At 68.3% G+C, this 14,116-nt stretch carries 9 protein-coding genes and 1 pseudogene; 4 read left to right on the top strand and 6 right to left on the bottom strand.

Annotated elements, in window-relative coordinates; translation table 11 throughout:
- Window positions 1–392 precede the first annotated feature (392 nt).
- From BLU27_RS10830 to BLU27_RS10820, 3 genes are all read right to left on the bottom strand, one after another.
- Window positions 393–1,754, bottom strand: coding sequence for a sensor histidine kinase (locus BLU27_RS10830; protein ID WP_092652917.1), 1,362 nt, complete (start codon window positions 1,752–1,754; stop codon window positions 393–395).
- Window positions 1,751–2,425, bottom strand: coding sequence for a response regulator transcription factor (locus BLU27_RS10825; RefSeq protein WP_092652915.1), 675 nt, complete (start codon window positions 2,423–2,425; stop codon window positions 1,751–1,753). The genes BLU27_RS10830 and BLU27_RS10825 overlap by 4 nt, the downstream gene beginning before the upstream one ends.
- An 85-nt stretch (window positions 2,426–2,510) precedes the next feature.
- Window positions 2,511–3,299, bottom strand: coding sequence for a hypothetical protein (locus BLU27_RS10820; protein ID WP_157728402.1), 789 nt, complete (start codon window positions 3,297–3,299; stop codon window positions 2,511–2,513).
- A gap of 622 nt (window positions 3,300–3,921) precedes the next feature.
- Here BLU27_RS10820 and BLU27_RS10815 point away from each other — a divergent pair.
- On the top strand, window positions 3,922–6,924 hold the full coding sequence (locus tag BLU27_RS10815; protein ID WP_092652911.1) for a carbohydrate-binding protein: 3,003 nt from the start codon (window positions 3,922–3,924) through the stop codon (window positions 6,922–6,924).
- Between the two features lie 113 nt (window positions 6,925–7,037).
- A complete protein-coding gene (locus tag BLU27_RS10810) occupies window positions 7,038–7,538 on the top strand; it encodes an aminoglycoside phosphotransferase/kinase family protein (protein WP_092652909.1) in 501 nt (166 codons plus the stop codon).
- Between the two features lie 84 nt (window positions 7,539–7,622).
- Here BLU27_RS10810 and BLU27_RS31395 read toward each other — a convergent pair.
- The 3 genes and pseudogenes from BLU27_RS31395 to BLU27_RS10795 all read right to left on the bottom strand — a co-directional run.
- Window positions 7,623–7,820 (bottom strand): annotated as a pseudogene (locus tag BLU27_RS31395) (hypothetical protein); the annotation flags it as partial.
- Between the two features lie 21 nt (window positions 7,821–7,841).
- A complete protein-coding gene (locus BLU27_RS10800) occupies window positions 7,842–9,221 on the bottom strand; it encodes a glycoside hydrolase family 3 N-terminal domain-containing protein (RefSeq protein WP_197681770.1) in 1,380 nt (459 codons plus the stop codon).
- A gap of 531 nt (window positions 9,222–9,752) precedes the next feature.
- Window positions 9,753–10,211 carry a hypothetical protein gene (locus tag BLU27_RS10795; protein ID WP_092652905.1) on the bottom strand — a complete coding sequence of 153 codons (459 nt, stop codon included), beginning with the start codon at window positions 10,209–10,211 and terminating at the stop codon, window positions 9,753–9,755.
- A gap of 928 nt (window positions 10,212–11,139) precedes the next feature.
- On the opposite strand from BLU27_RS10795, the gene BLU27_RS10790 reads away from it, so the two are divergent.
- Complete coding sequence (locus tag BLU27_RS10790) at window positions 11,140–11,667, top strand: CinA family protein (protein ID WP_092657542.1); 528 nt, start codon at window positions 11,140–11,142, stop codon at window positions 11,665–11,667.
- A 4-nt stretch (window positions 11,668–11,671) separates the two neighbouring features.
- Window positions 11,672–13,726 (top strand): NAD(+) synthase, encoded by a 2,055-nt coding sequence (locus BLU27_RS10785; protein ID WP_092652903.1) that lies wholly within the window; start codon window positions 11,672–11,674, stop codon window positions 13,724–13,726.
- Window positions 13,727–14,116: the final 390 nt, after the last annotated feature.

The following is a 14,116-nucleotide window of genomic DNA, read 5'->3' as shown; positions in this document are numbered from 1 at the left end:
CCATTCTCGGTGAGGCCGGATTCGATCGGGCGGAGGGAGGCGACTTCGCTGACGTCTGCCACCTCGCCCACTTATTCGGCGAGACAACTGATCACCTGACCACACACGCAGTCAGCCATAACGGCCCGAAACTGCGATCCCGACACGATCATCACGGTGGCGCAAAGCCATTGATGCTTTTACAGGAAAGCCCCCAACCGGGCACTTGACCTGCACAGTTACAGGTTGGCGCACGGTGCGTCAGGCAGTCGGGTCCAGTCGGGCGCTGGCGCCAGGTGGCCGGCAGTCTTCCGGCCCTGTGCGCATCTTGCCGCGTCTGTTGGGCCGGATCCTGGACCAGTGGCGGCTCCAGCGTGCCCGGTTCGGTGCGGCCGCGGACCCCCGCGCGGGTGTCAGGTCGAGGAGGGGAGGCAAAGCCGCATGCGGAGACCGCGGTCCAGGGGTTCGGCTGCGACGGTGCCGCCGTGGGTCTCGACGACCTGTTTGACGATGGCGAGTCCGAGGCCGGATCCGGGGAGAGAGCGGGCGGTCGGTGAGCGGTAGAAGCGGTCGTAGACGAAGGGCAGGTCGTCCGCCGGGATGCCCGGGCCCTGGTCGGTGACGGTGACCGTACCGTCGGGGAATACCCCGACCAGGACCTGGCCGCCGTCCGGGCTCCATTTGACCGCGTTGTCGACGAGGTTGCCCACGGCGCGTTCCAGTGCGTCGGGGTCGGCGTGTACCAGGCATTCGGACAGGTCGGTATGCAGCGACACATGCGGGCTTCGCCGGGCGGCCCGGGCCACCACCCGTTCTGCGAGGAGGTCGAGGCGGGTGTCCTCGGCGTGGGTGTGCTGCTGCCCGTACCGGGCCAGTTCCACCAGGTCGTTGACGAGGGACCGGAGCTCCTCGGCCTGGGAGCGGGCCTGCTCGACCAGCGCGGGGGCTTGCGGGTCGGCCACGCCGGGGCCGTCGCCGAGCAGGTCCAGATTGGTGATGATACTGGTCAGCGGGGTACGCAGTTCGTGCGAGGCGTCGGCGACCAGCCGCCGCTGCGCCCATACAGACTCCTCCACCGCGGCCATCATCGCGGTGAAGGAGCGCGCCAGCCGGGCGATCTCGTCGCGTCCCCGGACGTCGATCCGGGCGGTGAGGTCCCGGGTGGCCGTCACGTGCTCGACCGTCTCGGTGAGCCTCCGCACCGGGCGGAGTACCCGGCCGGCCACGAGTCGCGCGCCGAGGGCCGCCAACAGGGTGCCGATGGCCGTGATCGCGGCAAGCAGGGCGGCGAGCGGACGGAGGGTGGACTCGACCACTGACTGCGGTATCGCCGCCCGGACCACCGCGCCCTTCCAGCCGGCCAGCGGCGCGGTGTACACGCGATAGTGCACCCCCTGGTACTCCGCGTCCTGGAAGTACGCCGGGGCCTTGCCCTGGGAGACCAGCACGTCCCGCTCGGTGACCGCTATGAAGGCGCCGCCAGGACCGGCCTCGACCGGCGGGACCATGAACTGCAGCTGCGTGGAGCCGACGGTGACCGGCGAGGTCGGCACCGTCAGCCGGGATCCCTCCCGCTCCTGCTTCATCTGCTGCACCTTGAACTTGAAGTCCTCGAGCAGCTTGGAGGCGTCCTGGTCGGCGGCGGCGACGAGGATCTCGTCGTGCTGATGGTGCAGGTCGGCGCTGAGCGAAGGGTAGATGATCAGCGAGGCCAGCAGCAGCGCCGCGAAGACCACCGTGCCGCCCGCCAGTGCCACCCGGTTTCCCAGGGTCACGGCTCCTCCCGCAGCACATAGCCGAGCCCGCGCACGGTCTGGAGCAGCCGGGGCTCGCCGCCGGCCTCCAGCTTGCCGCGCAGATAACTGATATAGACCCACAGCGCGTTGGAGGACGGCCCGAAGTCGTAGCCCCACACCGACTCGAAGATCAGCGACCGGCTCAGCACCCGCCGCGGGTTGCGCAGGAACAGCTCCAGCAGCGCGTACTCGGTGCGGGTGAGCTCCAGCGTCCGCCCGCCGCGGCGGGCCTGGCAGGCCGCCATGTCCAGTTCCAGGTCGGCGAAGCGGATGACCTCCTCCTGGGCGGCGGCGCCGCGCCGCAGCAACGCGCGTACGCGGGCCCTGAGCTCGTCGAGGGCGAACGGCTTGACCAGGTAGTCGTCGGCGCCCGCATCCAGACCGGCCACCCGGTCCTCGACAAGGTCCCGGGCAGTCAGCATGAGAATTGGCACGCGGTCGCCCCGGGCCCGGACCCGGCGGCACACCTCCAGGCCGTTCGGCTCCGGCATCAGCACGTCGAGGATGACGACGTCGGGCTGGCCACCGCCGAGTGCCTCCAACGCCTCGGTACCGTCCGCTGCCTCGGCCACCTCGTGGCCGTCCCGGGTCAGGGCCCTGGAAAGCGCGAGGCGCACCGCGTCGTCGTCGTCCACCACCAGCACACGCATGGCTGCAATCGTCCCGTCCAGGAGGTCAATGGCGAACATGGGCGGCCAGCCCGGAGAGTCCCGGGGCCGGCCGCCCGCTGTCGGTTCAGCGCTTCGAGGACTGCCCGCCGGCGGCCAGCTCATCCGGTCCCCTGTGCCTGATAACGACCTTGCCGTCCCCCGGCTTGCCCTTGCCCTTCTCCTCCACGACCTGCTTGCCGAGGGCCTGCTTGGCCGCCGCCAGAGCCTTCTCGAAACGCACGGGACTGACGCCCAGTTCCTTCGCGATCGCCGCGAACTCGGCGCTGCGCGGGTCGACACCGTGCGACCGATCGGCCAGCGCGAACAGCTCCTTCAGCGCGTGCTCCGCGGAGGCGACGCCGACGTCCAGCCGGGCGGCGGCGGCCTCGGCCAAGAGCCTCACGGTGCCGGCGTCGTCCGGTCCCCTGTGCCTGATGACGACCTTGCCGTCCCCCGGCTTGCCCTTGCCCTTCTCCTCCACGACCTGCTTGCCGAGGGCCTGCTTGGCCGCCGCCAGAGCCTTCTCGAAACGCACGGGACTGACGCCCAGTTCCTTCGCGATCGCCGCGAACTCGGCGCTGCGCGGGTCGACACCGTGCGACCGATCGGCCAGCGCGAACAGCTCCTTCAGCGCGTGCTCCGCGGAGGCGACGCCGACGTCCAGCCGGGCGGCGGCGGCCTCGGCCAAGAGCCTCACGGTGCCGGCGTCGTCCGGTCCCCTGTGCCTGATGACGACCTTGCCGTCCCCCGGCTTGCCCTTCGCCCCGGCAGCTGCAACCGCCTTGGCCTTGGCCGTGTCGGACGACGGGCTCGCGGACGCGGCCGCGGACGCAGTCAGGCTGACCGCCGTGGCGACCGCGGCCACCACAGCCATCAAACGCACCCTGCTTCTCATACCTGCTCCCCTTCGCACTCGTGGGCCGGCGACTGCCGCCGCCCAAAGTCGAGAAGACCATGTGGAACTCAAGGGAACTCTCAAGAAACCTTAGGCCGGCCTTAGGCCTCGATCCGTGGATCGGGTGCGTCGTCCATCAGCCGGTCGCGTGTGCCGGGTTGGTGCCGGGATGACACGGGCCGAGCGGGCGGCCTGTCGGACCTGGTCTTGAGCAAGGTCGCGATCGCGGAGACGAGGCTGGCTGGCTTTGGTGGTGCGGGGCAGGCCCACGCCTGTCCGCCGGACAGGGGCGGATGTGGCCTGAACGTGTCACAGGCCTTGATGATCGTGATGACGGGCGCTGAATTTGTATGGCAGCGCTTCGTAGAACGGTCCAAGTTCGCCGGGGCCCTGCTGGAGCGACGGACCGGCACGAGATTCGCAGTCCGGTTCCCGATCCCGTCTCAAGCACACCGTAGGGCGCTGTCCATCGCCGTCTCATTGCACACGCCACCGTGATCCGCTCCAGGTGAAGGGAACACCCGACCATGCCATGTGTTTTCCGGCCCTGTTCACCGCCGTCGTGATGACACGCCTGCGCTTAGTGTTCTGAGGGGTACTGATGCAAGGACTACTGCGCCGCGCGATGGCGGTAGCTCTCGCCGTCGCGGCAACATCGGTCTGGTCGGTGGCCCTGGCACCGACACGAACCTTCGCCGCGGCAACAGCGGGCTCGGCTGTCACGGTCAGCCCCGCAGGTGCCACGTCGGTTCCCTCGGATCCCAACGACGTGGCCGGCTACGCTCCGGACGGCACCAGCAACATTGCGGTCGGTGCCACGGTGACGTCTTCCTCCAGTTACGAGATGCCCAGCGAGACCTGGGCCATGGCCTTCCTGAACAACCAGGTGGCGGGCACCGCCGACGGGTGGAGCACCAATCCGTACGAGAAGGTGCAGGACCCGACGGCCACGGCGTGGGTGCGCTACGACTTCGGCGATACCTACGATCTGGACCGGGTCGTCGTCTTCCCACGGAGCAAGAGCTTCCCGGCCGACTTCCGCGTCGAGGTGTCCGACGACGGCGACACCTACACCACCGTCTTCTCCAGCAGCGGCAACGCCGACGACCGCACCGATCCAGCGGTGGTTGACCTGGCGGGGGTGAAAGGGCGGTACCTGCGCCTGTACGTCACCCGGCGCAACGGCGTCGCCACCGGCGACGGATACCTGGTACAGCTGTCCGAGCTCGCGGTCTTCGGCACGATCAGTGGCGTACATCTGTCCATCGACAAGCCCGCGCTGCTCTTGGAGACCGGCGGCAGTGACCAGTTGCCGTACCGGGCCGCCGCACCCGGTGGTACGCCGCAGGTGGCCTGGTCCTCCTCCGACCCGGCGGTGGCGACGGTGGACGACACCGGCAAGGTGACGGCGGTGGCGCCGGGCGAGGCGACGATCACGTTGACCGCACCGCAGCTCGACGTCTCGACGTCGATCTCGGTCAAGGTGCAGGACCACGTAGCGCGGATGGGTGAGGACAACATCCTCATCTCGGTGTTCTGGCCACCCACGGGTGCCAACTACGTCAACGACACCCAGTACCGCTATCTCGGCGACGCCGGCATCGATGACGTAGTGGGCAACGACACATTGGCGACCAAGGACATCAACCTGAAGATGGCCCAACTCGCGTACCAGCACGGCCTGCAGGCGACGGTCTACGACAGTCGCTTCACGAGCTTCCCGTCGATGTCCGACGACCAGATCAAGAAGCTCGTGCGGGAGTACACCGACGTGCCGGGCGTGGGTGGGTTCTACCTCGTGGACGAGCCGTACGACCCCACCCCGTACCAGCATGTCGTCAACGCCATCGCCGACGTCGCACCCGGCTACGACGCGCACCTGAACTTCCTGCCCAGCAGCGTTTACCCGTCAGAGGCGGCGTACGCGCAGGTCATGCAGAACTACCTGACCGGCATCGATGGCCGTGGCTACCTGATGTTCGACCGGTATCCGTTAGGACTGGCGGCGGACAGCATGGACTACACCGGCTTCCTGACCAACCTCAACACGGTACGCAAGGTCGGACTTGCCAACAACACCAAGACGGCGACCTACCTGCAGTCGATAGGGCTACCGGGCGGCTTCCGCCGACCCAACGCCACCGAGATCCGCTACGAGGCCAACCTGGCCCTGGCCTACGGATACAAGCAGCTGTCCTACTTCACCTGGTTCACCCCGACCAACCGTAGCCAGACGTTCACCGACGCCATCGTGACCGCCGACGGGCAAAAGACCGACCTGTACGAGCCGGTCAAGCAGCTCGACAGCGAGATCCACGCGATCGGCTCGACCCTGGTGAAGCTGGACGCGAGGCAGGTCTGGCAGAACGGCAACACCTACGGTCAGCCGACGGTGCCGAAGGACTTCTTCACCCATGCCGGCTCCAACCAGAACCTGACACTCTCCTACCTGCGTGATCGGGACACCGGCCGCAACTACCTGATGGTCGTCAACAACGACTTCACCAGGGGTCAGGACATCTCCCTCACCTTCGACCACGGCATCGGTTCGGTACAGGAGCTCAGCCGCACCGACGGAACCCTCCGCACGCCGATCGCGCTGACCGATGGCACGCCGCTGGACCGCCACCTCGATGCGGGCGAGGCGGTGCTGTACGCGCTGCCCACCGGCTACGACTACGAGCACCCACCGGCCTGGAAACTGACCACCGTCTACAACACCGGCGACCGGGTCAGCTATCAGGGCAAGACCTACCTCGCCGCATGGCGCTCCTACGACCAGACCCCGGGCGACCCGAACGGCCCGTGGCAGGAGACCGCGACGACCGACGACGGCACCCCGAAGTGGACGGCCTCACGGATATTCGAGGCCGGCGACAAGGTCAGCTACCAGGGCAAGACGTACCTCGCCGCATGGCATTCCCGCAACCAGACCCCGGGCGACCCGAACGGTCCGTGGCAGGAAATCGCGATGACCGACGACGGCACGCCAATCTGGACGCCCTCGCGGATTTTCCACGCCGGCGACAAGGCCAGCTATCAGGGCCATCTGTACGAGGCGCTGCAGTACACCCGCAATCAGGTGCCAGGTGAAGCGAACAGCCCGTGGAAAAACATCGATCCTCGCTACACCTTCGACGACAGTGTGCAGGGCTGGCAGGCGGGTCAGAACGTGACCGGGGTGGAACAGGTGACCTCCATCGCGAACAGCCCGGGCAGATGCTTCTCCGGTGGCTGCCTGCAGGCGAACACCGCGTCCGTGGCGCCGACAGCGGTACGCAGCGTCTACCTCGCCCCCGACCAGCCGATCGACATGTCACGAGCCTCGACCTTCTCGCTGAAGTTCAACTCCTGGGGCAGCGTGCCCGGCGTCGACCAGGCGACCGGGTACCAGGTGACCGTGAAGCTGACCGGCGCCAACGGCGCCACGCTGACCAAGACGTTCAACACGTCGGCGGACGCGTGGACGTCGCTCTCGTTCGAGCTGAAGGGCTGGGCAGGTGCGTCGGCGGTGAGCCGGATCGAGATCGGGACCCGCACGGCCGACACGGACTACGGGGCGTGGCCCGGCGAGTTCCAGCTCGACAACGTGACCTGGCAGTAGCCACCGGCGGGTGCCGCGAAGTCTGCCTCGCGGCGCCCCGCCGGGGCACAGACCCGCCGGAGGGTCGGAATCGGGTGGCGCCGAGATTGGCGGCTTCGCTAGCTTCTCAGACCATGACCGACGTTCTGCCACGTGCCGGATTCTCTTGCGATCTGCTTCAGTTCGTCCGTGAGCGGTACGGGCTGGGCGAGCTTGTCGACCCAGTTGACCTGGGCGGCGGGTTCAGCCTCAACATGGCCGTATGGTCCGGCAGGCGTCGGCTGGTTGTCCGGGCCCATCGGCCGTGGGTAGATGCCGAGCGGTTGGAGTCGCTGCATCTGGTGCGCAGCATCCTCGCCGGCGGCGGACTCCCTGTGGCTGACCTGTGCCTGACGCCGGAAGGGCATGGCTGGGCGAAGTTCGGTGATCGGCTCGTGGAGGTGGAGGAGTTCGTCGAGTCGGACTCAGGAATGGACACCTGGGATCGGCTGCGGCTCGGGATGCCGCTGCTCGCCCGGTTACACGACTGTCTAGGTGTTGTGGCTCATGAGGTTGTTGACGCGGGCTGGGGCGAGAGGGAGGGGTACATCGCCGGGCGGCAGGATGGAAGTGCGACCAACCGTCTTGCTCGCTGAAAGGGACCATCCCTCGTGTCCCACGCGGTGCCAGACCCGTCCGATCGCTCACGTGGTCGCCGAAGCGGGTGTGGCCACCCGAGCTCAACCGTCCAGCACCCTCCATGGGCCCCTCTTGTAGGACCTCAACTCGGCTCCAAGCCGCTCCGAGGTCTCCAGGAGTAGCCGTGCAGCTGTGCCCACAAGCTCGTCGGTGATGCGAACGGTGGGACCGGAGATGGAGATCGCCGTTGGTGCCGGCGCTTCCGGTACGGTCACAGCCACACATCGAACCCCAACCTCCTGCTCGCCCTCGCCGGAGGTTCATCCTGCGCAGCCGAGCAGACCGGCTTCCACCTTTGCGGTGAGCACCCGGTGCACGCTCGCGTCCACGTGCGCACGGAACGACGTGTCGCTCGACACCCTGGACAGCACTGCGGAGGTCATGGCGTCCACGGTCGACGGGTCGACCGTCAGCACCATGTCGCCACCGGCGGACAAGAACCTAGTGGCGCGTTTGCCCGGCGACACCGAGTGCACGGCCACGGCGGCGCCCAGGTCGTCGGAGATCACGACGCCCCGGAACCCGAGCTGGCCGCGCAGCACGTCCCGTAGCAGTACGGGTGAGAAGACGGAGAGGTTCGCGGGGTCGATCCGGGTGTACCTGGCCAGCGACGCCATGACGAAGCCCGCCCCGGCCTGGGTGCCGCTGCGGTAGGGAAGGACGAAGTCGCCGCTGCGCGTGGTCACGTCGTCGACGACATCCGCCGAGAAGTCGGTGTTGCCGACGACGTGGCCCAGGCTCGGGAAGTGCTTGAGTGCAGACTCGACACGCGACTGCCCGAGCCCCCGGACGAACGCGGAGGACTGCCGGGCGACGGTCTCGGGGTCGTTGCCGTACTCGCGGGACAGGCGACCGATCGGATGGTTGGCGGAGACGAGGTTCGGCGGGACCACGTCGACCACCGGCGCCAGGTCCAGGTTGACACCTGCGCCGCGCAACTGGCGGCCCCATTCCGCCGCACGCTGCCGGAGCTGCGCCGTCAACCACTGGCCCTGGACGACGGCGGTGGGTATGGCCGAGAAGCCGGGGCCGTTGAGCACCTGGACCTTGCCTCCCTCCTGGTCCGTGGCGACCAGCAGGCCCACCCTGGACCCGGCGACCGTCGGGGCCACCGACTGCGTGCGGTTGGTGACCGACCTGACGTGGTTCGCCCCGGCGTAGGTGTGCCCCATGAGGATGACCCCGCCGACATGGTCGCGGCGGAGCACGTCGAGCTCCGATGAGGTGACCCCCGACGTGCTGACCGCGGACATAATCAGCTGGCCGACCCGCTGGGCGCGGGACATCCCGGCGTACACGCGGTCGACGCATCCCTGGGGCTGTGCGGTCGAGTCCGGTGTGGGCGTGTCCCGCGCCGGGGTGGTCGGTGTGTCGGAGGGAGTAGCCGGAGGACTGGGTTCCTGCGAGGGCGTCGCCGACGGGCTCGGCTCCTGCGAGGGCGTCGCCGACGGGCTGGGTTCCTGCGAGGTCGTCGCCGACGGGCTCGGCTCCTGCGAGGGCGTCGCCGACGGGCTGGGTTCCTGCGAGGTCGCCCTGATCGACGATGTCCGCGGCGGTGGGCCCGGTGAGGCCCCGTTGTTCGCGCACCCAGCGGCGACGACGACCGCCGCCAGCACGGCGACGGCAACGCGCAGGGTCATCCGGGCAACGGTCGGACCGACGGACACTCCTCCTCCATATCCCCGCCCCCCCCCGTCGTGCGCGACGGCCCGCCGTCGAATCAGCCGCCGATGCCACAAAGTAGGCGTCCCCCAGGGGTCCGTCAACGGTCGTGATCCGCGTTGGTGAACGAGGCGTGGAACTGGCCTGGACCTGCGCATTGACGCCGTGTATCGGCCGTACGACGCTGCAGCAACGGGGCATGACGACGCTCGGCGGACACCCGAGCTGCTCAGCCCTGAAGCGGAGGTTGGGGGGCAGATGGTTCAGAGCGCAGTACGGTCGGCCGGCGTCGATCTGAGCCAGGTCGACGGCGCATTTTCGCATCAGCAACGCTGGGCTGCTGCCACATTCGCCGCGGTGGACGCGAGCAGATTCACCCAGGCGGCGGAGCTTCTCACCGACCTGCTTGCCCGGGGCGATAAGCACGGTCCCCTGAAGCCGTCCACCCAGATTTGGGGAGACCCACCACGCCACCGAACAGCGACCGTCAGCTGCGTGAAAGGTCGAGGCTAGCAGCCTTTGACTCTGACCACTTGGTTTTGGACCCGCAAGCGATCTTTCGCGTCCCAGACGAGTGTGGTGCGGTTCCGGATCGTCAGCGGCCCTTCTCGGAGATTCCAGCTCTCGTGGAACACTTTGTAGCGTCCGTCAGATCTTGTGGTGCCGGTGTTCGTCACCGTCGACTTGCCGGTCCTGGTGCCCAGTGCGGGATCGTCGTAGACGACGGTCCACCGATTGACCATCGTGCTGTTCAAGTGGAACGATCCGTCGGCTCTCCACGCAAAGAATATGTGGCCCGTGGACACGTAGCTGTAGGTGCCGGTGTTCCCGCAGAAGTTCACCTCGTGCTGAGTGAAGTGGAACTTGTGCCGTATGTGTCGCTCGTGGGTTACGGCTGCCGTCGCCGGTGCCGCACCTACCCCGAGTAGCAGCGCGGCGAGCGACAGAAGGCTAACGAGGCGCTTCATCGTCCCTCCCTGGGAGTCAGACCGGCACCGGCGATGCGCGTCCGGTCAATTGTTCGGCAATTCTCACCGCGGGAGATCGTTTTGCGCAGGAGTTTCGCAGAGGTCCGACGACTGTAAGCCGCGACACCCGCGGCACAGCGGAGACGCACAGGGCATGCCTCCCGTGTGTGGCGGCACGGGCCCGCAGCTAGCAGTCGACTTTTGTCACGTCGACATCAAGTCGCATGCGCTTCGGGTAGCGAAGGCCAGAAGCCGACCCACGCCAGCCGCAACGGCCGCAGACACTGGCCCACGACCGCCGACAGCCGAACGCCACCGGAAGCCAACGAGAACGGCCCTGGACCTGTTTGCGCAGGTCAGGGGCTGGTTTTCCTCGCGTGGCAGGTACAGCGGCTGGAACTTACGAGCTAGCCGCAGCCTTGGCGCCGCCGGGTCCTACGACATCGCCACTTGAGCCCGTACTCCTGCCCGTCAGCGATGCACGTACGTAACGCGGCAGATGGCCGAGCTGACGACACTGTCCGAACCGAGCAGGGAGGCCCAAGCGCCAGCCTCGGCCGCCCCGCGGGTCACTTGGTCTCCGCTTACAAGAAACCTCGCACGGAGGGTAGCGGCCACGGCACGCTTACGTCTCGGGCCACGATTCCCCGCCGTACATGTGCACGGTCGCCGGCGCCATCCGCGCCCGCACCCACGCCATCACGTACCCCTTGTCGTAGGACTCCACGACCCCACTCATCTCCCCGCACTCCCAGCGCCGGGCGGCCTTGACGGATGGCCCTCCGGGCGGTCTGGCCGCCCGAGGCACCTGACGATCCGACCTGACCGCCCCACCGGCCTCAGGACTCCGCACGGCCGCGCCGATACGATGGAGCCGGCGAACGACATCGCCACGGGCCACGACACGAATGTGAGGGCTGACGGCCGGATGAACGATTCCGAACCCCTCGGCCCCGTGCAGGAGGCGCGACGTCACGCCGACCAGGTTCACAGCCGGCTCGTGGAGCTCGGCGCCACGGTGGCGACCACGGAATCGTTGACCGGCGGGCTCCTCGGGGTGCTGTTGACCGAAGCGCCGGCGACCAGTGTGACCTACCGGGGCGGCCTGATCGTCTACGGAACGGACACCAAAAATCACATGGCCGGGGTGGACAACGATCTACTGAGCAAGCACGGCCCGGTCCACCCCGCCGTCGCCGAGGAGCTGGCCATCGGTGCCCGCGAACGCGTCGACGCCGATTACGGCGTCGGCATCACCGGGGTCGCCGGGCCGGGTCCGCAGGGCGGGCGCCCGGTCGGCGAGGTGCACGTCGGCATCGCCTCGGCGCAGGGCGTCAGCAGCCACGAGCATCACTTCGAGGGAAACCGGAGCGAGATCCGCTCGGCGGCCGCGGCCGCCGCCCTGGCAGATCTGGCGGCTGAGCTGGACCGGCAGCTCGGCTTCCGGGAGAGTTGATCCGGTGAGCAACCGAGAGTTCGCCGGGCTGCACAGCCACGGCATGGTCCGGGTCGCTGCGGCCACCCCGCTGGTCTGGACGGCCGAGCCCGCCCGCAACGCCGAGGCCACGGTCGACCTCGCCCGGCAGGCCGACACCGAGGGAGTCGACCTGGTCGTGTTCCCGGAGCTGGGGCTCTCGTCGTACGCGATCGACGATCTGTTGTTGCAGGAGGCGCTGCTCGACGCCGCCGAGGACGCGGTCGCCGCTGTGCGCGACGCCAGCCGCGAGCTCGGTCCCGTTCTGCTGGTCGGCGCTCCGCTGCGCCGCGGCGGACGCCTCTACAACAGCGCGGTGGCAGTCAGCCGCGGCGAGATCCTGGGCGTCGTGCCGAAGACGTTCCTGCCGAACTACCGCGAGTACTACGAGAAGCGCTGGTTCGCTTCCGGCGCCGGGACCGCCGGGCAGGAGATCACCGTCGCCGGGGCGACCGTCCCCTTCGGCACCGACCTGATCTTCGCGGCGACGGACCTGGCCGACTTCAGCATCGGTGTCGAGATCTGCGAGGACTTCTGGTCGGCCACTCCGCCGTCGTCCTACGCGGCGCTGGCCGGCGCGACCGTCCTGGCCAACTTGTCGGCATCCAACATCACCGTCGGCAAGGCTGCCGACAGGGCGGCGCTGTCGGCCGCTCAATCGACCCGGGCCATGGCTGCGTACATCTACTCCGCCGCCGGGCCCGGCGAAAGCAGCACCGACCTGTCCTGGGACGGGCAGGGCACGGTGCATGAACTGGGCGCTTTGCTCGCCGAGTCCGATCGCTTCGCCGACGAGGCGCAGCTGCTGATCGCCGACGTCGACCTCCAACGCATCCGACTGGAGCGCATGCGCACGCCGACGTTCGCCGACGCCGCCGAGCTTGCGGGCGGGCCCGAGCGGCGGATCCGGACGGTCCCGTTCGAGCACCGGCCGCTCCCCGGTGACCTCGGCCTGCGGCGTCCGCTGCGCCGCTTCCCGTTCGTCCCCGACGACCAGCAGCATCTGGACCAGGACTGCTACGAGACATTCAACATCCAGGTCGCCGCCCTGGCCCGCCGCTACCGTGCCGCCGGCGACCGCATGGTCATCGGCGTGTCCGGCGGGCTCGACTCGACCCACGCCCTGATCGTTGCGGCCAAGGCCTGCGACCAGCTCGGCGTGCCGCGCTCGTCGATCCTCGGGTTCACGATGCCCGGATTCGCCACCGGCGAGGCGACCAAATCCAACGCATGGGCGCTGATGAAGGCGCTCGGTGTCGAGGCCGGCGAGATCGACATCCGCCCGGCGGCCGAGCAGATGCTCAAGGACATGGGCCACCCCTACAGCCGCGGCGAGCAGGCCTACGACGTCACCTTCGAAAACGTCCAGGCCGGGCTCCGCACCGACTACCTGTTCCGGCTGGCCAACCAGCGCCGTGGTTTCGTCGTCGGCACCGGCGACCTCAGTGAGCTCGCGCTGGGCTGGTGCACCTACGGTGTCGGCGACCAGATGAGCCATTACGCCGTCAACGCCGGCGTACCCAAGACGCTAATCCAGTACCTGATCCGCTGGACGGTCAACACCGGGCAGTTCGACGAACGCACCAGCGAACTGCTCACCTCGATCCTCGACACCGAGATCTCCCCGGAACTCGTCCCCGCCGACGAGGAAACCGGGACGCTCCAGAGCACCGAGGACCGCGTCGGCCCGTACGAGCTGCACGACTTCTTCCTCTTCCACGTACTGCGCTACGGTCTACCGCCGTCGAAGATCGCTTTCCTCGCCTGGCACGCCTGGCGCGACGCCGACGCGGGCCGCTGGCCCGCCGGCTTACCCGATGACGCCCGCCACGCCTACGACCTGCCCACGATCGTGCGCTGGCTCAGAGAATTCCTCCAGCGCTACGTCGCCTTCTCACAGTTCAAGCGCTCCGCACTGCCCAACGGGCCCAAGGTCAGCGCCGGCGGCGCGCTATCGCCGCGCGGCGATTGGCGGGCACCCTCCGACGCCAGTGCCGCCGCCTGGCTGGACGAGCTCCAGCGAAACGGCCCGGCGACCTGAGCCCAAGCCGAGAAATCCGGCCACGCCGTCCCGCGACATCACAGGATGTCCGAGGGGGGACTGGAACTCCCCACGGACCTCGGACTATCGACCGGCTCTGATCTGCGGCTCGTTACAGACCAGGCGTTGCTAACGTCGCCGGGCGAGACCCGTTCACGCCGTATCGGCGCTCTGGTCGAGGGCACCAGGCCGGAGTCCTTGGCGCGGTCGGTGAAGGCCCGTGACCCGGACTGGGTGAGTTCAACCGGTCGACGCAACACTGGCTTGTTAAAGCGGGCGTAGTTGATCCTCGAAGACCTCAGCAGGTGTCTTCCATCCGAGGGCATTGGTGACCAAATGTCACCGGCAACATCGGCAAACATCGGGGCATCGCGTACGGCGTCGTTGCTG

The organism is Actinopolymorpha singaporensis, assembly GCF_900104745.1.
In the GTDB taxonomy this organism is placed as follows: Bacteria; Actinomycetota; Actinomycetes; order Propionibacteriales; family Actinopolymorphaceae; genus Actinopolymorpha; species Actinopolymorpha singaporensis.
The sequence above is the reverse complement of the archived record's forward strand: the minus strand, read 5'-3'. Positions and strand labels throughout refer to the sequence as shown.

Excerpts from the sequence above, each read along its gene's own strand:
- BLU27_RS10795 (WP_092652905.1), bottom strand. The coding sequence starts at position 10,211 with ATGAAGCGCCTCGTTAGCCTTCTGTCGCTCGCCGCGCTGCTACTCGGG.
- BLU27_RS10790 (WP_092657542.1), top strand. The coding sequence starts at position 11,140 with ATGAACGATTCCGAACCCCTCGGCCCCGTGCAGGAGGCGCGACGTCAC.
- BLU27_RS10815 (WP_092652911.1), top strand. The coding sequence starts at position 3,922 with ATGCAAGGACTACTGCGCCGCGCGATGGCGGTAGCTCTCGCCGTCGCG.
- BLU27_RS10800 (WP_197681770.1), bottom strand. The coding sequence starts at position 9,221 with ATGACCCTGCGCGTTGCCGTCGCCGTGCTGGCGGCGGTCGTCGTCGCC.
- BLU27_RS10825 (WP_092652915.1), bottom strand. The coding sequence starts at position 2,425 with ATGCGTGTGCTGGTGGTGGACGACGACGACGCGGTGCGCCTCGCGCTT.
- BLU27_RS10810 (WP_092652909.1), top strand. The coding sequence starts at position 7,038 with ATGACCGACGTTCTGCCACGTGCCGGATTCTCTTGCGATCTGCTTCAG.
- BLU27_RS10820 (WP_157728402.1), bottom strand. The coding sequence starts at position 3,299 with ATGGCTGTGGTGGCCGCGGTCGCCACGGCGGTCAGCCTGACTGCGTCC.